We start from the raw sequence: 19,521 nt of genomic DNA, 5'->3' as shown, positions 1-19,521 counted from the left end.
AATAAGGAAAAACCCGCCAGCGGCGGGTTTTCACTTTTACACATCGGCTCAAGGTTGCGGGTCGCTGCCAGAATCCTCTTTGCGGGTTTTCACCCATTCTCGCAGTCGCTGAATATGCAGATACAGTGCGGGAATAAACAGTATCCCCACCGCAGTGGCCATCAACATGCCACCAAACACGGTGATACCGATAATTTGACGGCTCATCGCCCCGGCTCCACTGGCAAAAACCAGTGGCATCACCCCGAGGATAAACGAAATAGCAGTCATCATAACCGCACGAAAACGCTGCTTAGCACCTTCCTGTGCCGCATCACGGATACTCGCGCCCTCTTCTCTGCGGGCTTTAGAGAATTCGACGATCAAAATCGCATTCTTAGCTGCCAGCCCTATCAGCAACACTAAGCCGATTTGCGCGTACACATCGTTGGCAAACCCCATTGCCGCCAGCCCTGCTACCGCCCCGCCTACGGCAAACACCACCGAGAGGATAACCACCAGCGGAATACTCCAACTCTCATATTGGGCGACTAAAAACAGATAGGCAAAGACCAATGCAGCAAGATAGATAAACACCACTTGCCCGCCGGTTTGCTGCTCCTGCCACGACATTCCGCTCCAGCTATAGCTGTAACCTGACGGTAAATTCTGTGCCAATAACGACTCCATCGCCGCCATTGCCTGACCAGAGCTGGCACCATCAGCCGCAGAACCGCTGATGGCTACCGAAGGGAACTGGTTGAAATTACTGATAAAGGGCGCACCCACCGAGGGGGTTAACGTCACCAGATTTGCCAGACTGACCAATGCACCATTGTCACTGCGCACATTCAGACTATTTATCTGAGCGGTGCGCTGGCGGAAATCCATATCATTTTGTAATTGCACCCGGAACATACGGTTATTCAGGGTGAAATCTCCCGCATTCATTCCCCCAAGTGACGTTTGCAAGGTTTGGAAGATTCGGCTGACCGGTACCTGTAGCAGCGCGGCGCGGTCACGATCGATACTCAGATTAGTTTCAGGCACCGAAGCGCTGAAGGTGGTAAATACCCGGCTGAGTTTCGGGTCCTGATTAGCGGCAAAAATAATTCCCTGGCTCACCTGCGCCAACTCTTGCGGTGACTGGCCTAACAGCGCCTGAATACGTAAATCAAATCCAGAAGCACTGCCCAACCCGGCAATAGCCGGTGGGTTTACTGCCATGATCATCGCCGAAGGGATAGCGGCCAAATTGGTCTGAATACTGGCCAGCACGCGATCAATATGAGGCCGTTGCCCCCAAGGTTTTAGCATCACAATGGCAAATCCGGCATTGGGCGAGTTGTTGCCGCTAAGCAAACTGAAGCCAGTGATTTTTATCACATCCTCGACGGCATCATTATCAGTAACCACTTGATACATCTGGTCCATCACCGTCTGAGTCCGATTAAGCGAAGCCCCATCTGGTAGTTGTAAACTGACAAAGAAGTACCCCTGATCTTCCTCCGGCAGGAACGAGGTGGGTAAACGCGTGTAACCCCACCAGGTTGCCAGCCCCACCAGCAGTAGCGCGGCGATACTGAATACCGCTCGGCTACTGATACGGCTGGTCAATGAAACATAACCGTCGCGGGCGCGATCAAGCCCACGATTAATACCGCCGAACAGACCGGTATCTGCCAATGTGCGCCGTTTCAGCAATACCGCACACAGCGCCGGACTTAAGGTTAATGCATTGATACTGGATAAAATCACCGCCGCCGACAGTGTTACCGCAAACTGCCGGTATAGCTCACCGATAATCCCTGGCAAAATAGCAATCGGCACGAATACCGCCATCAGTACCAGGGTGGTTGCGATAATCGGCCCGGCAATTTGAGTCATTGCCTGTCTGGTTGCTTGCGCCGGTGACAGATCAGGGTCATTCGATAATAAGCGCTCGACGTTTTCCACCACCACAATAGCGTCATCAACCACAATGGTTAGCGCCAGAATAATGGCAAACAGGCTCAGGGTATTGGCCGAATAACCAAAGATATACAGTACAGCGAAGGTGCCGAGCAGGGAGACCGGAATGGTAAGCGCGACGATAAAAGTCGCCCGCATACTTTGCAAAAACAGATACACCACCGCCAATACCACAATTAAGGTTAACGTCAGTGACACTGCGATTTCATGCAATGTTGCGGTAACCGGCAGGGTGGAGTCGTAATTGATTTCATACGTCAGGTCTGGCGGGAAAGAGGCTGATAGCCGAGCCATTTCATCCCGTACCCCATTAGCCACATTTAACGCGTTGGCACCCGGTACCGGATAAACTACTAAAAATGCCGATTTAGTCTGGTTTTGCGCCGCACTGACCTGATAGTTCTGCGCCCCCAGCGCCACGCGAGCAACATCACCTAACCGAATCATGCCGCCCTGAGGATTGCTACGAATAATCACATTAGCAAACTGTTGTGGGTCCGTTAGCCGCCCTTGTCCACTGATGGTCAGGGTTTGCTGCTGACCGGGCACCGACGGTGATGAGCCAATCTGCCCGGCAGCCGCCTGTACGTTCTGCTGTTGTAATGCTGCGACAATATCCTGCACGCTGACATTCAGTGATTCCATCCGTTGCGGATTGAGCCAAACCCGCATGCTGTAATCACGCGCGCCAAATACCTGCACATCGCCGACACCATTGATACGCGCAATGGCATCACGCAACTGAATACTGGTGTAATTGCTGACAAACAGCGCATCATGGGTTTGTTTCGGTGAAAAAACACTGACTCCCAGCAACAAGTTAGAGGCCCGTTTGCGCACGGAAATACCGTTTTCATTCACCTCCGCCGGCAGCTGAGCACTCACCTGAGAAATGCGGTTTTGCACCTCAACCGCCGCCATATCGGGGTCGGTACCACTGGCAAAGGTAATACTTAACTGATAACTGCCGTTATTAGCACTGGTCGATTCCATATACAGCATATTGCTGACACCGTTGACCTGCGCTTCCAGTGGTGAGGCCACGGCTTGTGCAACATCGCGGGCACTGGCTCCGGGGTAGACGGCACTCACGGAAACCACCGGTGGCGTAATATCAGGATATTGTTCCACCGGAATCACATACAACGACACCCAGCCAACAATGGTTATCACCAGTGCAATAACAATGGCAAACTTGGGCCGACGGATAAAGAAATGCAGCATCTGGCCTTCCCCTTAATTTACTGTCAGTGGTGTAGCAACGCTGGCGCTAACCGTCATCCCTGGCCGGACATGTTGTAGCCCTGCCACAATCACTCGTTCGCCCACTTTCAGCCCGTCAGTCACTTCATATTGTTGTTCAAACTGCTCACCCAACGTCACTTGCCGCACATCGACCTGATCTTTATCGTTCACCACCAAAACAAAGTGTCCCTGCTTATTCTGCTGCAATGCGGCAATCGGTATGACAGTAACCGGTTTTGCCATTTCTGCTGCCAGCGACACATTCACCACCCCACCGGGCAGTAATAAATGCCGTGGATTGGCAAAACGGGTACGCAGGGTAACGGTACCGGTCTGTTTATCAATTTGATTATCAACGGACTCAAAAACGCCGCGTTCCGGGTACTGCTTACCATTCGCCAGTTGAATACGAGGAGTAAAGTTGCCAAACGGCAATGTGCTGCTGTCCGCAGAGGGACCTGTAACCGACAACTGATAGGTTGCTGTAATGTAATCTCGTTCATTCACTGCGATAGCTACCCGAATCGGATCAAGTTGGACAATATTGACCAACGTGCCGCTGGCAGGATTAATTAGGCTACCGACATTAAAACGGCTGTGACCAATCTGACCGGTTATCGGCGCGTAAATACGGGTAAAACTGAGCTGTAATTGCTGGATTTGCAGGTTCGCCTGCGCCTGAGCTACCGCCGCGCGGCTGATATCGCGCTGCGCTTGTGCTTCGTCAACTTCCGCCTGGCTGACCGAGCGATTACTTCCCAAACGCTGTAAGCGGGTGAGGTTCACCTGAGCATGATTAGCACTGGCAGTCGCACTGTCTAACTGCGCCTGGGCCTGCGTTACTGCGGCCTGATGCAACGCGGGATCAATTTCATACAATAGAGAGCCCTGCTTGACCATCTGCCCTTCGGTAAACAACCGCGCAGCAATAAACCCTTCGGTGCGGGTCGTCACATCCACCGACTGAATCGCCTCCACGCGCCCCAAATACTGTAACGCAGTATCCGGTGTGATTGAGGTTACGACCGAAACAGTAACCGCAGGCAGCGGTGCTGCTGCAAAAACCTGATGTGTCACAAGACTCAACAGCAAGAGCAAATTCAGCCGAGTCCGTAGGATTCGTGGCACGTAATTGATTAGCGTGGACCAAACCAAATTCAGTGTAACCATGGTCATTCCTTACTCTCGGCAAAAAGTGATAATTTCATAAAGAGCGCGCAACCTTTTGCGGGCCAAAGAGAAGGTAACGTATTACACCTATAATGATAAGAGACTAAGATTATATTCATGTTAGTTTATATTTCTTCTGAGTCTTCACTTCCTGCTGATTAAATGGATGTTTTATCCTATTTAGGATCAGCCTAAATTTTGTAAGTGCCAAGGGAACTCACTATGACGGACTCCAGCCAGCCAGAATCACCATCACGGGCAAAAGGAGATAATGTTTTCTTTGCAAAACAAACTTTACAGGCCATGGCCTTGCTGGTTGGGGCAACCATCATTATTGCAGCGGTAGGCATTATCTATATCGCCTCGCAATTAAATGAACGAGCGACATCTCAAAGTCGTTTTCTGGTAGAAAAAGCCTGGAAAATGCGGCAAGACTCAATAAAAACCCGAATAAAAGATAATGCTTTCTGGGGTGATGCTTATGAACATTTGCATGTAAAAGTCGATCCTGACTGGGCTTTTGTCAGCCAAAATCTGGGGCCGTCACTGTATAGCGACTTTAATTATGAGGGAGTGTTTGTTGTTGATGGGCTAGGAAAAACCCGTTATTCGGTCATCAATGGGCAACTGAAAGATATTAGCCTGCCCGATTGGCTCAACAAAGATATAACCCCGTTGATTGACGCCGCCCGAGCGCGGGCAGACAAACAATATATTGCAACTGAAACCATCGACGTGGCTGGGCAACCGGCCATTGTTGCGGCTGCGGCCTTAACTACTGGTAGTGATCCACGCGTTAAAACAGTGGCTGGAGCACCCTCTGTTCTGGTGTTTATCGATTTACTGACACAGCCCGAGCTAAATACCTTGGGCGAAGATTATGGTATTCATCAACTGCGTACCCCTGAGGATGAAAAAGACGCGGCATCCAGCCCGTCAGTTCTATTATCTGCCAGTGATAACAGCGCATTGACGCTGCATTGGAATCAGGATATGCCCGGCGCGCAACTGCTCAACATATTACTCCCACTACTGACGCTGGTTGCATTGATTCTTGGGCTGACCGGCTGGTTAGTTCTGCGGCGGGCGATGTCAGAAGCACGGGTAGCGGATGAAAACAAATCTGCTTTAATCGCCAGCGAAGAACGCTTTCGTCATGTCGCCGAAGCTGCTACCGACTGGTTATGGGAAACCGATGCCGATTTACGCATCACCTACCTGTCGCAACGGTTTTTGACCATTACCGGATTAAGTGTGGAGCGCTGGCTGGGGCGTAATCTTGATTCACTGTTAAATTGCGATATTATCCCGCTGCGCTCTTGGTTACAGCACACCCATCTGACTGAATCTCGCAATGAGTTGCAATGCACTTATTTCTCCGCCAAAGGCGATAAACGCATTTGCCGTATTTATGCCAAACCTATCATCCAAAACAACGAAACCATTGGGTTCCGTGGCACCGCATCGGATATCACCCGTGAAATAGAAGCACAGGAACGGATTCAGCACCTCTCTCTACATGATGCATTGACCGGTTTACCCAACCGTCTGCGAATGAAAGAATTCCTGGAAAATAAGTTACGCCATTTAGCTGCGGCCCCCCACCCGCTGGTTATCCTCAATGTTGACTTGGATAAGTTTAAACCTGTTAACGACACTTTTGGTCATGTTACCGGTGATCTGGTACTGCATCAGGTATCTGAACGCCTAAGAAGTTGTTTGCGTGATCAAGATTTAGTCGCGCGTCAGGGGGGAGATGAATTTGTTCTAATTATCACAGGTCTTGCGTCACGCAAAGAAATTGAACAGCTTTGTACGCGCGTTATCACCCGAATCGAAAGTCCTTACGTGATAAATGATCAGGATATTTATATCGGGGCCAGCATTGGTATTGCACTGGCACCTCAAGACTCAATGCAAGCCGAAGAGCTATTACGATTTGCAGATATTGCCATGTATGAAGCTAAAAACAGTGGCCGTAACCGTTGGAGCTTCTACTCCAGTGAAATGAATGAGCGCCTGATGCAACGCAGTGAGCTAGAGCGTTTTTTACGTCAGGCCGTTAAGCACAACGAATTTAACCTTTATTACCAGCCACGCTACCGTATTGAGGGAACACAACTGACGGGTGCTGAAGCCTTGGTGCGCTGGAACCACCCGATTTTGGGGCTGCTGATGCCGGATCAATTTATTGCGCTGGCCGAAGAGACGGGGCTTATCACCTCAATTAGCGACTGGACCATGCTACAGGCATGTCAGGATGCATCGACATGGCCCTCGTCACTGATTGTTTCCGTTAATATTTCTGCGGTTGAATTCAGGAACCAGCGCCTGATAGAACGAGTGCGCCAAGTCCTGCTGCTCACTGGGCTACCTAGCCATCGATTGGAGCTGGAAATCACCGAGCGGATAATGATTGAAGATGCCGATGGTGCCTTTAAAACCATGACAGCATTGAAAACCCTGGGTGTGCGCTTATCGATGGATGACTTTGGTACTGGATATTCCTCACTGAATTATCTGCGCCGCTTCCCGTTCGATGGATTGAAAATTGATAAGAGCTTTACCGATGAACTGGCCGAGTCACATGAAGGCCAATCAATTGTCGAAGGAATCATTAACCTCGGCCATGCGCTGTCCATGACGGTGACCGCCGAAGGGGTAGAAACCGCCGAGCAGCTCGGGCAGTTACAGACTCTGATGTGTGATGAAGTTCAGGGTTATTTCTTGGGTAAGCCAATGAAACTGGATGATTTATTAGTTCTTATCCGTAATACACATTATGACTGAGGGCCGTTCAGCCGCTGGCGCTCAAGGCGATAGGGCTGAGCGGTAACGCTATTTTTAAGAGGTTAACCGGGGAGAGGCTATACCAGATCGCTTATTTTCAGTTGATAAAGGCCATCTAGAAAAGCTGGAATAAAGCTACCAGGGCCTGCCACCTGCTGAGATACCTGCCCGCCGACTTGTGACATCACCCGGCAAGCCGTTGCCACATGATGTAAACGGTCGCCTTCCAGTGCGCAAAATGCCGCTACCACGGCAGAAAGTGCGCACCCCGTCCCCACTACCCGGGTCATCAGCTTATCGCCACCGGTCACGGCAAAATCACGCAGGCCGTCGGTGATATAATCCACCTCACCGGTAACCGCAACCACAGTCTGCACCTGTAGTGCCAATTGGCGAGCAGCAGGCAGTGCACTCACCGAAGAATCGACACTATCCACCCCACGCCCCATAGTCGCCATACCGCTTAATGCCATGATTTCCGAGGCGTTACCCCGTATTGCCGCCGGTTTTAGCGCTAATAATTGATGGGCAAAATCAGTACGATAGACAAGCCCGCCGACCGCAACGGGGTCCAGCACCCAAGGGGTAGAGGATTGATTTGCCGCCTGGATTGCCGCCAGCATGGATTCGGCCTGAGCGCGGTGTAACGTGCCGATATTGATAAGTAAACTGTTCGCCATTGTACTAAATTGTGCGGCCTCTTCAGCTTCAACCACCATGGCAGGAAAAGCCCCTAATGCCAGTAACACATTGGCAGTGAAGGACTGTACTACCTCATTAGTCAGGCAATGGACTAATGGCGGTGTAGTTTGGAATTGTTGCAAACAGGCCGCCGCCAGTGCATCAGGGTACGGGAGAGGAGCGATTGAAAAGTCAGAGCGAATAGTATTCATGATATCCCCCACCGGCGAACAAGAAGGGGGACCGTTGTTTATGGACTCAACAACGATACCGCGACTTCCCTCCGCTGGTATAATCCAGATCAGGTAATACGGGTAAAATCTCAGCCATTACGCATTTAGCGGCAGGCACCCCGAGTCAACGAGCTTTATTATTAACACAATTAGCGGTAATCAAACACCATTAGCCATAATCATCACTTATGGCATTTTGACGCAGCGGCAATCAGTGCTTGCCCTAGAGCCAGCCCACCATCACCGGCAGGCAGACGCTGGGGCAGCAACAGTTGGAAATCATGCAGTTGTGCGCTAAGTAACTCACGCAGTAACCGGTTATGTAGCACCCCACCTGAAAAGACAATAGTATCAATACGATAATACTGGGCCGCCTGCCGCGCCAAAGTAGCAAATCCCTGGGCCAGAGCAAAATGGAACGCATAGGCCCGCTCCGCCGGAGTGGCATTATAAGCCAACCATTGCTGCCAGAAAGTGGCTAAGTCCAGTTGGTTATCGCACAGCGGCATCGTCACTGGCGGCACTGAAACCGCACTTTGTCGCGCCAGTGCTTCCAACTGGCAGGCGGCTTCGCCCTCCCAACTTATCGATAGCGGGGCAAGATTGAGTGCAGCCGCTACTGCATCAAATAAGCGCCCAGTTGAAGAGGCCAACGGCGCATTAATCCCCCGCTCAATCGCCCGCGCCAATACCCTACCCTCCGGCTGAGGAATCACCGCACTCTCAGGCAAATGTTGCCAATTGGGGACATAGCGCTGTAACTGGGCCAGCAGGTTACGCCACGGTTGACGCGAGGCCAGATCGCCACCGGGTAGTGCCACTGCGGGCAAGCCACCAATATATTCACAGCTCGTATAATCTACTCGTAGGCATTCACCGCCCCACAATTGACCATCAGCGCCATAACCCAGCCCATCCAATGCCACACCAATCACCGCCCCACCCTCGCGAGGCCAGCCATGCTCTGCCAGACAAGCCACCAGATGGGCATGATGATGTAGCACGTCAACACAAGGGATATTCCACTGTGCTGCCAGGGTTTTCCCTAATTGGTGGCTGACGTATCCGGGGTGAGCATCCACCGCTATCACCTGTGGTGTGAAATGGTAAATATCACAAAACAGCGCCACTAACTGCTGCTGTTGCTGTGCGATATCGCGGTCTTCCAGATCCCCCAGATGTTGACTCAACACTGCATTACCATCACGCAGCAGGCAAAACGTGTTTTTCATATCCGCACCCAGCGCCAGAACTGCTGGCTGCTGGCTAAATCCCGGAGGTAACTCGAAAGCATCTGGCACATACCCTCTGGCTCGGCGTAGCATTTCAGCACTGCTGCCGGTGAGTCGCACTAATGAGTCATCGGCCCGCTGCACAATTTGCCTATCGTGCAATAACCAGTGGTCAGCAATATCTCTCAGGGCACCTAGCGCCTGCTCATTACTCAATGCCGGGGGTTTACCACGGCCATTACCGGAGGTCATCACCAGAGGCCGTCCGACCTGTTGCAGCAGCAAATGTTGTAACGGATTGGCGGGTAGCATCACGCCAATTTCAGGTAAGCCCGGTGCCAGCGCCGTACACAGCGGGCTATCAGCCCGCGACGAAACCAACACAATCGGAGCCGCAGGGCTACGTAACACGCGTAATAACGCGGCGCTATCGTTACTTTGCACGCAGCGTGATAACCAGTCGGCGTGCGGTAACATCACCGCCAGCGGCTTGGAAGGCCGTTGCTTGCGCTGCCGTAAACGGGCCACCGCAGCAGCATTGGTGGCATCTACCGCCAGATGGAATCCTCCCAGCCCTTTGACGGCAACAATATCTCCTGCCAACAGGGCGGCTGCGGCTTGCTCTAGCGCCGCAAAGTTGTGCGCAATCGATTGTCCCTCTCGCCCCGTTAGCCACAATTGCGGGCCACAATCGGCACAGGCATTGGGTTGGGCGTGAAAACGGCGATCGGCCGGATGGTCATATTCTGCCTGACAGGCGGCACATAGTGGGAATTCGCGCATGGCGGTATAAGGCCGGTCATAGGGCATGCGGTGAATAATAGTAAAACGTGGGCCACAATGGGTGCAGTTGATAAACGGGTAGCGGTAGCGACGATTGGCAGGATGGTTCATTTCAGCCAAACAGGCGTCGCAGGTTGCAGCATCCGGTACAATTTGCGTATCCATCTGCCCGGCACCGCTGTGATGAATCACAAAATCCAGTGGCGGCTGCGCCCAATGGTAGGGCGAGGTGGTGACACTATCAATTTGTGCCAATGGCGGGCAATGACGCGGCAGTGCCTGTAAGAAATCCGCCAGCGCCGGTGATTGCCACAAGTGAATCGTCACGCCCGCACTGTCGTTACTGACATCGCCCCTTAGCGCAAAGCGGTGGGCAAGCTGCCAGATATAAGGGCGGAACCCCACGCCTTGCACCTTACCTTTTACCCGCAGGCAGAGGCCATTTTTATCCACAGAAACTCCTTCACAAGGCTGCCAGCAACCTGTTTTATAGCTCGGAGATTGCGGGGCGACTGCACCGATGGGCGCTTCGACGGCTCACGCCGTTACGACCCATTCGGCACATTTCCCCACTTATCAAATAGTTAATCGCCTGTCACTTCAAGTGCGAATGGGTTCCCAAAAGTCATTGGAGTTACAGGTAGGCAGCAAGTAAGCAAATCCCGATGAGCTGACATCAGTCAGTGATTCGGGTGAGCGAACGCAGCTAACACCCCTGCGGCTTCAAGGACGAATGGGATCAGCAAATACGGGGCAATGGCTCATCCAGAGGCAAATCCAATCTACGCGAAACACCATACGCACCGCATAAGCGCACTTGTTTATTCTCAGTCACCTGCCCGATAACGGCGGCATCCTGGCCGAGTGGATGGTTATGGAGCGCTGTTAATACCACGTCTTGTGCCTCTGGTGACACCACCAGCACCAGCTTACCTTCGTTGGCAAAGTTGAGTGCATCCAGCCCCAGCAATTCGCAAATACCCCGCACCGCCGGTTTCAGGGGGAGATCTGATTCGTTGATCTCCATGCCGCAACCGCTGGCGGCCGCAAATTCATGTAGGATCGCCGTCACGCCGCCACGGGTAGCATCACGTAACGCCCGCACTCCGGGAATAGATCGCAGCGGAGCGATCAACGGTGCCAATAGTGCACAATCGCTCACCAGCTCTGCTTCCAGCCCCAGCCCTTCACGCAGGTTCAGAATGGTCGCGCCATGATCACCTAAAGTGCCACTGACAACGATCCGATCACCAGCACGGATCATCGCGGTTCCCCAGTGAATATCTGCGGGGATCACTCCTATGCCGGTGGTATTGATAAAGATCTTATCCGCCGCGCCACGCTGCACGACTTTGGTATCACCTGTAACTATCTGAATCCCCGCCTGCCGCGCGGTAGCCGCCATTGATTGCACAATGCGCGTGAGAACATCCATCGGCAAACCTTCTTCCAGAATAAAACCGCAGGAGAGATAGCGTGGCGTTGCGCCACTGACCGCCACATCATTTGCTGTGCCGCACACGGCCAACTTGCCGATATCGCCGCCGGGGAAAAAGATCGGATCAATGACATAGCTGTCGGTGGATACCGCCAGCCGATCGCCCTGTACGGTTAGATCCGTCAGCGCGATACGCGCCTGATCTTCCCGTTCATTCAGCGCCGGATTGGAAAACTCCGCCAGAAACAGTGATTCGATCAAGCTCTGCATTGCCCGGGCACCGCTGCCGTGGGCCAGAGTAATCTCTTTCTTATTCATTTAGTTGTGACCTTATTAATAACCCAAAGTCATTGGAGTTGCAGGTAGGCGCTGCAAGCGAACGCAGCTCCCCTCAGCAGCTTCAAGTACCAAGGGTTATCGATACTGATAATAAGCGGCGCAGGCCCCTTCGGATGACACCATCAGCGCGCCAAAGGCATTGTCTGGCGTACACTCACCGCCGAACAGTGAGCATTGATCAGGCTTGCAACGCCCAGTCAGCACATCACCACAGCGAGATCGTGGAGAGTCTGCCACCTGCTGCTGCTGTGGTTTGAAACGTAATTCGGCATCAAATTCGGTATAGTCAGGGCTGAGTTGTACGCCGGAATCCGCGATTTCGCCCAAACCACGCCATTCGCTGCTGGCTTTAGCAACAAAAACCTCTGTCATTGCCTGTTGTGCCAGTAAGTTGCCGCTGTCCGGCACGATACGCCGATACTGGTTCTCTACCACACAACGCCCGCTGACCATCTGTTCAAGCAGCATTACTAGCCCCTGCAAGATATCCAGCGGCTCAAAACCGGTAACCACCAATGGCTTGTGGAATTGGTCACAAATAAAGCCATAGGGCGTGGTGCCAATCACCATACTGACATGACCGGGAGCCAGAAAAGCGTCGATACGCACATCCGGTTGTTGCAGCAAGCTACGCAAGGTAGGAATGATGGTGATGTGCTGGCAGAACACAGTGAAATTGGTCAACCCGAGCCGTTTGGCTTGTTGCAGGGTTAAGGCACTGGCAGGCATGGTGGTTTCAAAGCCGAGGCCAAAAAACACCACTTGGCGATCAGGATTATGCTGTGCCAGCGTCAGTGCATCCAACGGCGAATAGACCACGCGAATATCCGCGCCGCGCCGTTTGGCATCCAGCATCGAACCATTGCGCCCTGGCACACGCATCGCATCACCGTAAGTGCAAAAAATCACCTCAGGATGCGTGGCGATTTCCAAACAGCTATCAATGCGGCCCATCGGCAACACACACACCGGGCAGCCCGGTCCATGGACAAACTCCAACCCCTCAGGCAGCAGTTGATCAAGGCCGAATTTGAAGATCGCATGAGTGTGCCCACCGCAGACTTCCATAATTTGTAGTGGCAAGCGCTGTTGATCCGCGATCTGCGGCAATAACTGTTCGATCCGTTGCAATAATGCGCTCACTAATGCGGGATCACGAAACTCATCAACGTAACGCATCGCGTGCCTCGCTTGCAGCGCTGGCATCCCAATCCAGCCCAACTGCCTGCATATGTTCCAGCGCGGCCAGTGTCTGTTGTGCCTCTTCTTCGTCAAGCAGGCTCATGGCAAACCCAACATGCACCAACACCCACTGACCTAGCAATGCCGCCGGGGTATCGTCGCATACCAGTGCGATATTGATTTCACGCTTCACTCCGCTCACTTCCACCCATGCCAGTTGGTGAATGTCTTCACCCACCGCCACAATTTTGCCGGGAACGCCTATGCACATCGCTGTGTCTCCAGCCATTCCAGCCACAAATCCATCCCCTCTCCGCTACTGGCAGACAGCGCAATCACCTGAATATCAGGATTCACCTGACGGGCATAGGCAATGCACTGTTCAATATCAAAATCCAGATAGGGCAGCAGATCGATTTTATTGATAATCATCAGGGTGGAAGCTGCAAACATATGGGGGTATTTCAGCGGCTTATCTTCGCCTTCAGTAACTGACAATACCGCCACTTTATGGCGTTCGCCCAGATCAAAGCTAGCCGGACACACCAAGTTGCCGACGTTTTCAATAAACAGCAGGCTATCATCAGCCAGAGCTAAACGGTGTGCCGCATCGTGCACCATCTGCGCATCCAGATGGCAGCCTTTACCGGTATTGACCTGAATCGCGGGTACGCCTGTGGCGCGAATACGTTCGGCATCATGGGTGGTTTGCTGATCACCTTCAATTACCGCGCAAGGCACTTGCCCGGCCAGCAGTTGCAAGGTCGAGGTCAGTAGCGTGGTTTTGCCAGAACCGGGGCTGGAAACCAAATTCAGCGCCAGAATATGTTGTTCGACAAAATGCTCACGATTATGGTGAGCTAACTGGTTATTTTTGCTCAGCACGTCTTGCTCGATTTGCAGCAAGCGGCGCTGACCCATGCCCGGTGCATGGCTGCCAGCCTCGCCCTGTCCGTAATGCAGCCCTTGTTGATCGGCATGCACTTGTGGCGCAAAGGTTTCAGCTTCCGGCTGAGCTGATTCCGGTATCGCTACCGGTTCAGGCGTTTTACCGTGATAGTGATGATGAACATCGCCCTGATGGTAATAATAGTGATGATGGACAATGACCGGCTGCGTGCCTTTGGCAACATATTTATGTTTATGCTGAGTTTTTTGCGGCTGGGCATCGTTGGGGTGGTCATGATGGTGACTGTCGTCGCCTTCGATCTTTGTTTCGCCGCTGGCGCAACCACAAGTCGTGCACATAGGAATTCACTCCTTCAGGATTATTCCACTTCTATCTGTTTTACCTGCAAACTGTCACCACTCTCCACTTGCAGAGCATGGCTGCCACAATGCGGGCACCCGGCATCGTGCCGTTCAATCTGAACACTGGCGCTACACTCCCAACACCAGGCTTGTGCGGGTAAGTAATTGATATGCAATTGGCAATTAGCTGCCAATGTCTCACGGCTGGCCGCGTCAAAACTAAAACGCAATGCGCTCTCCTCAATACAAGAGAGCGCACCAATCTCCAGCCATACCGCCGTTATTCGTTTGGCCCCGTTAAGCCTGGCCTGTGTTTCAATCAGCTCCAGCGTACTGAGGCATAAACTGATTTCATGCATGCTGATTCGTCATTTGACTAAACAACGCCCGCCGCCGTGGATTAGCCGGTGCATCAGCATTGCTAATGGGCAGTGAAAGCACCATGCGAGCGCTCTGTTCTGCCAGCAGCAGCGCCTGTTCCGCTTGCAGCGTAGTGTCCAATGGCGACATCAGCGAGCGGCTCAGGTACTGGCCGCAACCGGCTATTTCGCCGAGCGTAAAACTGATGGTGCCGCATGGCAGTGCCAGCATCAAGCGCTCACCCACCACCCGACGCGGCCAGCTTTGCTGCGGCCCCGGTAATACCACTAAACTCAGCATCCACGGGGTTAATAACGCGCCCACCCATTGCTGCTCAAATAACTGAAAGCCACAGGCGCGTAGCGGTATGTGGTCACGGTAGAATGGCAAGCCGCGCATCTCATCCGCGGCAATCTGGCTGAAAACCTGCTCCAGTAAAGGAGCCGGGTTTTGCGTCAGCCCGATAATGCCAGTGTCGTCAAAGGAGTCAGACATGGTTTTGCTCCCGTGCGTTGAGCGTAATTCCGCTTAAGCGCAATGCGACCAGAATCTGTTCCAGCGCGGGTTCCATCGCCTGTATCACCGTCGGTGTCAGGCCAATTCCTGGCGCCAGAGATTCTGGCACCACGCCCACCAATGTCAGTTGGCGCGGGGATTCACCGGTCAGTTGCAGTGCCATCAACACATCGCATAGCCCCAACTGGTGGGGCGAGACTTTGCGGCTGAACATAGCCGGTATCTCTTTATCATGCAGCACCGCGACACTGCCCGGAGGCTGGCCGGTGAATACCGCATCAGCAACAATCAAATGTTCGCGGTTTGCCATCGCTTCCATCAGCTCTAAACCGGCGGTACCGCCGTCCAACACCTCAACACCTGGGGGTATCTCAAAGCGTTGTTCCAATGCTTCAACCAGACGTACCCCCACCGCTTCATCGCTGAGTAATAAGTTACCTATACCTAATACCAAAATCCCCATCACAGCACCTTGACTTTGGTCACTTCGTTGCCCGTTGTATCAACAATATGTACGGCACAAGACATACACGGGTCGAATGAGTGAATGGTCCGCACCACTTCGAGCGGTTTGGCCGGATCAGCAACCGGTGTACCCACCAGCGCTTGTTCGTATGGCCCGGGTTCGTCATTGTAGTTACGCGGGCCGGCGTTCCAGGTGGAGGGCACCACCGCCTGATAGTTGGCGATTTTGCCGTCTTTGATGACCACCCAGTGCGACAACATGCCGCGTGGCGCTTCTTCAAAGCCAACACCGCGGATTTCGCCAGTTAACGGAATATTCGGTTTGATAAAAGTTTCTACGTCGCCGGTACCGATATTGGCCACCAGCGCCGTCCATTGCTGAGCCAGCGTTTCATGCAGCACGCAACAATGCACTGCGCGGCCAATGATGCGACCCAGCGTCGATGGCAGTTGATCTTGAGTGATAGCCTGCCCGCTCAATTTCTGATAGGCCGCGCCAATATCGCTGAAATGCTGTTTAGTCGGCGCGTGGTCAGCCGCCAGACCGCACATCAACCATGCCAGCGGCCCAACTTCTACCGTTTTGCCGTAGAAAGTTGGCGCTTTTACCCACGAGTATTTGCCCTCTTCCTGCCAGCCGGTGTAGTTCGGGTTGGTTTTGCCCTCCCACGGTGCCAGCGGCTCGTCATCTTGATACCAGGCATGTTTGCCGCTCTCGGCAATCCCTTTGATCAGATAAGGATCGTTATGGTTGGCAATCGGCCGGAAAGTACCCTTATCCAGATAGCCGCCCGGCAGCAGGAAAGTCTCCCCTTTGCGATCGGTCGGTAGCTCCGGCACGCTGAGATAGTAATCCGCCCCTTTACCCAGATTGAGCCAACCTGGATAGTGGGCAGCGATCACCGCCGTGTCCACTTTATAAACTTGCTCGATAAAACTGCCCAGTCGGTCGATGAAGGATTTCACCAACATCAAGCGCTCCAGATTAAGCACACTTGGCATATCTAGATTGATTGGATTGGCAACGCCCCCTACAGCCAGATTCTGAATGTGCGGTGTTTTGCCCCCCAATACCGCCACAATGCGGTTGGCATCGCGCTGGCACTCCAGTGCTTGCAAATAGTGCGCTACCGCAATCAGGTTCACTTCTGGTGGCAACGCCATTGCCGGATGGCCCCAGTAGCCGTTGGCAAAAATGCCTAACTGCCCACTGGCCACCAGGTCTTTGATTTTCTGCTGTACACGGCTGAACTCTTCCGCGCTGTTCAGTGGCCAGCTCGATAAGCCACTCAACATGGCGGCCGCCTTCTGTGGCGAGGCTTGCAGCGCTGAGGTGACATCCACCCAATCCAGTGCCGACAGTTGGTAGAAGTGCACGATATGGTCATGGATGCTATGCGCGGCCAGAATCAAATTGCGGATATGTTGCGCATTGACTGGGACTTCCATCCCCAATGCATTTTCCACGGCGCGCACCGAGGCGATAGCGTGGATGGTGGTACATACGCCACAAATACGCTGCACAATCATCCAGGCATCGCGGGGATCATTGCCTTGTAAAATCTCTTCCATGCCACGCCACATGGTGCCGGAGGACCAGGCTTTAATGACCTTGCCGTCCTCAATTTCGCAGTCGATCCGCAGGTGTCCCTCAATGCGGGTGACGGGATCAATGGTGATGCGTTGGCTCATGCTTTACCTCTGTCTGATTATTCTTATGTAATTGCCCGTGAGCAGGCAGCACCGGCAATAGCCGAATCAATAAAATGTAGGCGCAGACCTCAATGGCGACGAAGCCAATTGAGATCAGGATTTCACTGGTGGTTGGGAAGTAGTTGTAGCCACCGCCGGGGTTAAAGGCCAGTAGCGAGTAGTTGAGCCGCCATAGCGCCGCGCCCGCAATCATGCACAGCGCACCGATAAACAGTAAGCGGCTATCTTCTCTGGCCCGCCGGATACGGAAGATGATGAGCGGCAAAGTCATCAGTCCGATTTCAGCCCAAAAGGCGATAGCGTAGCGGTCGAAATGCAGCAGATAATCTATTTTGTGCCGCACTACCACTTCACCCAAGCGCAGCAAGACAAATAGCAGCAGGAATAGGTCGATAATGGTGGTCAGCCGGGTAAACAGCGGTGCTTCATTGGCACCTCGCCCACGCAGTCCGGCCTGCACCAAAGAGCCTTCAAAGATGACAATAGAGAAGCCCAGAATGGCGGCGGTGAGCAATGAAAATAGCGGTAACATTTCATAGCTTTGCCACAGCGGATGAATCTTCGCACCTGCGGCAATCATCAATGAACCCATTGAGGACTGATGCATAGTCGGCAGCAGCGCACCCAATGCAATGACGAAAAACATCACTTTGTTCAGCCGCTTGAGCGAAACCTTCCAACCGAGGCGTTCAAACAGTGCGGGGGCAAACTCCAGCGCCATTACACCGATATAAATGGTCATACAGACGGCGGTTTCGAATAATACCGAATTGACGTTAAAGTAACCGGGGATAAAGAAGTAAGGCAGGTTCCAATAGCGGCCAACATCAATGGTGATCGACAATCCCCCCAGCGCATAGCCAAATAAACTGGCTAACAGCGCCGGGCGTACCAGCGGGTGATATTCGCCCCGGTTAAAGACATAAACCGCCCAGGCCAACGCCCAGCCGCCACAGGCCAAACCGGTTCCCACCAATAAGTCGAAAGCGATCCAGATCCCCCACGGGAAGCCGCCGTTCAAATCACTGACTGAACCCAGCCCGAGCACCAAACGTTTAACTATCAGCAGCGCGCATAACACCACAAAAGGCGCTAGCAGCATCACCGGCCAACTGACCAGCCGCCCACCCAATGGACTGGATTTATGCATCGTCATCTGGACCGTCCTTTTTATCGTGCGTGTCGGCATCACTGTCTTTGCGCTCATCGCGGGTATTGCGATGCACCAGCGCCGTCACACCGGCCAGTACCGCCAGCGGCAGGATCATGCCTTTGTACAGGGTGTGCTGAACATGCTCCGAACGCGCACCGGTTGCCAGTTCTGCCAACGGTGGCAAATCAAGTTTCTCGGTCGGAATACCCGCCAGTACCAACACCTGCGTACCACCGCCCTCTTTTTCGCCGTATACGTGCGGATCATAATGGGCAACCGGATGCTCGTACGTGTCGTTGGCACTGAGTGTCTGACGTGGGAAACGATAGTTCTCACCCGGTGTTAACGTCAGCCGCCGTTTGGCTTCTGACAGCAACGCTTCACGGGTACCAAATATCACCGCCCCGGTCGGGCACACCTCAACACAACCAGGCAAGCCGCCTTTGTCGAGCCGCTCCCCCCCTTTCTGATTACACAACTCACATTTATGGATCTTGCCAAAGGGATTATCGTAATCGTATTTCGGCACATTGAACGGGCAGCCAACCATGCAGTAGCGACAGCCGGTACAGATATCCGGGTCATAGTGAACGATGCCGGTTTTGGCATCTTTGCGCAGTGCGCTGACCGGGCAGACGGAAACACAGTTGGGATCAACGCAATGCATACACTGCTTTTTGATATAGGCGTAACCATCTTCCAACTGATCTTTATGGATACCTGCACCACTGGTCCACACCTGAATAATGTTGTTGGTATAGGGGCTAAGTTTGTCGTTATTTGACCAGATAGCATCACCACCGGCGTAGGTTTCACCGTGCGCGGCAAACTCGCTGTGATTAATCTGTTGGCATTTACTGACACACGCCTGACAACCGACGCATAACGTCGAGTCATACAACATGCCAAGCGCACCGGGGATCGGTGGTCGGTTTTGGACCTCAGCTTTACTGCTGGGGGAAAGTCCCGCCAGCAAGACACCGCCCGAGGCTAATTTGAAAAAGTGACGTCGGTTCACGG

Annotated in this window: 15 protein-coding genes and 1 riboswitch; of the genes, 1 reads left to right on the top strand and 14 read right to left on the bottom strand. The window is 53.0% G+C overall.

The window, feature by feature from the left end; all coding sequences use genetic code 11:
- Positions 1–48 precede the first annotated feature (48 nt).
- Positions 49–3,174 carry an efflux RND transporter permease subunit gene (locus ACWJJO_RS20165; RefSeq protein ID WP_481091460.1) on the bottom strand — a complete coding sequence of 1,042 codons (3,126 nt, stop codon included), beginning with the start codon at positions 3,172–3,174 and terminating at the stop codon, positions 49–51.
- A 12-nt stretch (positions 3,175–3,186) separates the two neighbouring features.
- Positions 3,187–4,365: an efflux RND transporter periplasmic adaptor subunit gene (locus ACWJJO_RS20160; RefSeq protein WP_442850627.1), complete on the bottom strand. Its 1,179-nt coding sequence runs from the start codon at positions 4,363–4,365 to the stop codon at positions 3,187–3,189.
- Positions 4,366–4,587: 222 nt separating this feature from the next.
- On the opposite strand from ACWJJO_RS20160, the gene ACWJJO_RS20155 reads away from it, so the two are divergent.
- On the top strand, positions 4,588–7,155 hold the full coding sequence (locus ACWJJO_RS20155; RefSeq protein ID WP_193784773.1) for a bifunctional diguanylate cyclase/phosphodiesterase: 2,568 nt from the start codon (positions 4,588–4,590) through the stop codon (positions 7,153–7,155).
- Between the two features lie 77 nt (positions 7,156–7,232).
- Here ACWJJO_RS20155 and thiM read toward each other — a convergent pair whose 3' ends face one another.
- The 12 genes from thiM to hybA form a co-directional block, all read right to left on the bottom strand.
- On the bottom strand, positions 7,233–8,048 hold the full coding sequence (gene thiM / locus ACWJJO_RS20150; protein ID WP_083162479.1) for a hydroxyethylthiazole kinase: 816 nt from the start codon (positions 8,046–8,048) through the stop codon (positions 7,233–7,235).
- Between the two features lie 49 nt (positions 8,049–8,097).
- Positions 8,098–8,201: riboswitch (TPP riboswitch) on the bottom strand.
- Positions 8,202–8,251: 50 nt separating this feature from the next.
- On the bottom strand, positions 8,252–10,537 hold the full coding sequence (hypF, locus tag ACWJJO_RS20145) for a carbamoyltransferase HypF (RefSeq protein WP_442820491.1): 2,286 nt from the start codon (positions 10,535–10,537) through the stop codon (positions 8,252–8,254).
- A gap of 286 nt (positions 10,538–10,823) precedes the next feature.
- Entirely contained in the window at positions 10,824–11,840 is a 1,017-nt protein-coding gene (gene hypE, locus ACWJJO_RS20140; protein ID WP_481091459.1) for a hydrogenase expression/formation protein HypE, read from the bottom strand.
- A 96-nt stretch (positions 11,841–11,936) separates the two neighbouring features.
- Positions 11,937–13,040: a hydrogenase formation protein HypD gene (gene hypD / locus ACWJJO_RS20135; RefSeq protein ID WP_083162473.1), complete on the bottom strand. Its 1,104-nt coding sequence runs from the start codon at positions 13,038–13,040 to the stop codon at positions 11,937–11,939.
- A complete protein-coding gene (gene hybG, locus ACWJJO_RS20130; protein WP_083162471.1) occupies positions 13,027–13,314 on the bottom strand; it encodes a hydrogenase maturation factor HybG in 288 nt (95 codons plus the stop codon). The genes hypD and hybG overlap by 14 nt, the downstream gene beginning before the upstream one ends.
- On the bottom strand, positions 13,305–14,291 hold the full coding sequence (hypB, locus tag ACWJJO_RS20125; RefSeq protein ID WP_481091458.1) for a hydrogenase nickel incorporation protein HypB: 987 nt from the start codon (positions 14,289–14,291) through the stop codon (positions 13,305–13,307). Before hypB ends, hybG begins: the two co-directional genes overlap by 10 nt.
- A gap of 20 nt (positions 14,292–14,311) precedes the next feature.
- Positions 14,312–14,653: a hydrogenase maturation nickel metallochaperone HypA gene (gene hypA / locus ACWJJO_RS20120; RefSeq protein WP_083162467.1), complete on the bottom strand. Its 342-nt coding sequence runs from the start codon at positions 14,651–14,653 to the stop codon at positions 14,312–14,314.
- Positions 14,646–15,149 carry a hydrogenase-2 assembly chaperone gene (hybE, locus tag ACWJJO_RS20115; RefSeq protein WP_083162465.1) on the bottom strand — a complete coding sequence of 168 codons (504 nt, stop codon included), beginning with the start codon at positions 15,147–15,149 and terminating at the stop codon, positions 14,646–14,648. The genes hypA and hybE overlap by 8 nt, the downstream gene beginning before the upstream one ends.
- Positions 15,142–15,633: a HyaD/HybD family hydrogenase maturation endopeptidase gene (locus tag ACWJJO_RS20110; protein ID WP_083162463.1), complete on the bottom strand. Its 492-nt coding sequence runs from the start codon at positions 15,631–15,633 to the stop codon at positions 15,142–15,144. Before ACWJJO_RS20110 ends, hybE begins: the two co-directional genes overlap by 8 nt.
- Positions 15,633–17,327: a hydrogenase 2 large subunit gene (hybC, locus tag ACWJJO_RS20105; protein ID WP_372569650.1), complete on the bottom strand. Its 1,695-nt coding sequence runs from the start codon at positions 17,325–17,327 to the stop codon at positions 15,633–15,635. Before hybC ends, ACWJJO_RS20110 begins: the two co-directional genes overlap by 1 nt.
- Complete coding sequence (gene hybB, locus ACWJJO_RS20100; RefSeq protein WP_372569651.1) at positions 17,305–18,504, bottom strand: Ni/Fe-hydrogenase cytochrome b subunit; 1,200 nt, start codon at positions 18,502–18,504, stop codon at positions 17,305–17,307. Before hybB ends, hybC begins: the two co-directional genes overlap by 23 nt.
- Positions 18,491–19,519 (bottom strand): hydrogenase 2 operon protein HybA, encoded by a 1,029-nt coding sequence (gene hybA / locus ACWJJO_RS20095; RefSeq protein ID WP_481091457.1) that lies wholly within the window; start codon positions 19,517–19,519, stop codon positions 18,491–18,493. Before hybA ends, hybB begins: the two co-directional genes overlap by 14 nt.
- Positions 19,520–19,521: the final 2 nt, after the last annotated feature.

The sequence above is a fragment of the Yersinia antarctica genome (assembly GCF_056636475.1).
This window is presented reverse-complemented; position numbering and strand designations above follow the sequence as displayed.

Excerpts from the sequence above, each read along its gene's own strand:
- ACWJJO_RS20165 (WP_481091460.1), bottom strand. The coding sequence starts at position 3,174 with ATGCTGCATTTCTTTATCCGTCGGCCCAAGTTTGCCATTGTTATTGCA.
- ACWJJO_RS20160 (WP_442850627.1), bottom strand. The coding sequence starts at position 4,365 with ATGGTTACACTGAATTTGGTTTGGTCCACGCTAATCAATTACGTGCCA.
- ACWJJO_RS20155 (WP_193784773.1), top strand. The coding sequence starts at position 4,588 with ATGACGGACTCCAGCCAGCCAGAATCACCATCACGGGCAAAAGGAGAT.
- thiM (WP_083162479.1), bottom strand. The coding sequence starts at position 8,048 with ATGAATACTATTCGCTCTGACTTTTCAATCGCTCCTCTCCCGTACCCT.
- hypE (WP_481091459.1), bottom strand. The coding sequence starts at position 11,840 with ATGAATAAGAAAGAGATTACTCTGGCCCACGGCAGCGGTGCCCGGGCA.
- hypD (WP_083162473.1), bottom strand. The coding sequence starts at position 13,040 with ATGCGTTACGTTGATGAGTTTCGTGATCCCGCATTAGTGAGCGCATTA.
- hybG (WP_083162471.1), bottom strand. The coding sequence starts at position 13,314 with ATGTGCATAGGCGTTCCCGGCAAAATTGTGGCGGTGGGTGAAGACATT.
- hypB (WP_481091458.1), bottom strand. The coding sequence starts at position 14,291 with ATGTGCACGACTTGTGGTTGCGCCAGCGGCGAAACAAAGATCGAAGGC.
- hypA (WP_083162467.1), bottom strand. The coding sequence starts at position 14,653 with ATGCATGAAATCAGTTTATGCCTCAGTACGCTGGAGCTGATTGAAACA.
- hybE (WP_083162465.1), bottom strand. The coding sequence starts at position 15,149 with ATGTCTGACTCCTTTGACGACACTGGCATTATCGGGCTGACGCAAAAC.
- ACWJJO_RS20110 (WP_083162463.1), bottom strand. The coding sequence starts at position 15,633 with ATGGGGATTTTGGTATTAGGTATAGGTAACTTATTACTCAGCGATGAA.
- hybC (WP_372569650.1), bottom strand. The coding sequence starts at position 17,327 with ATGAGCCAACGCATCACCATTGATCCCGTCACCCGCATTGAGGGACAC.
- hybB (WP_372569651.1), bottom strand. The coding sequence starts at position 18,504 with ATGACGATGCATAAATCCAGTCCATTGGGTGGGCGGCTGGTCAGTTGG.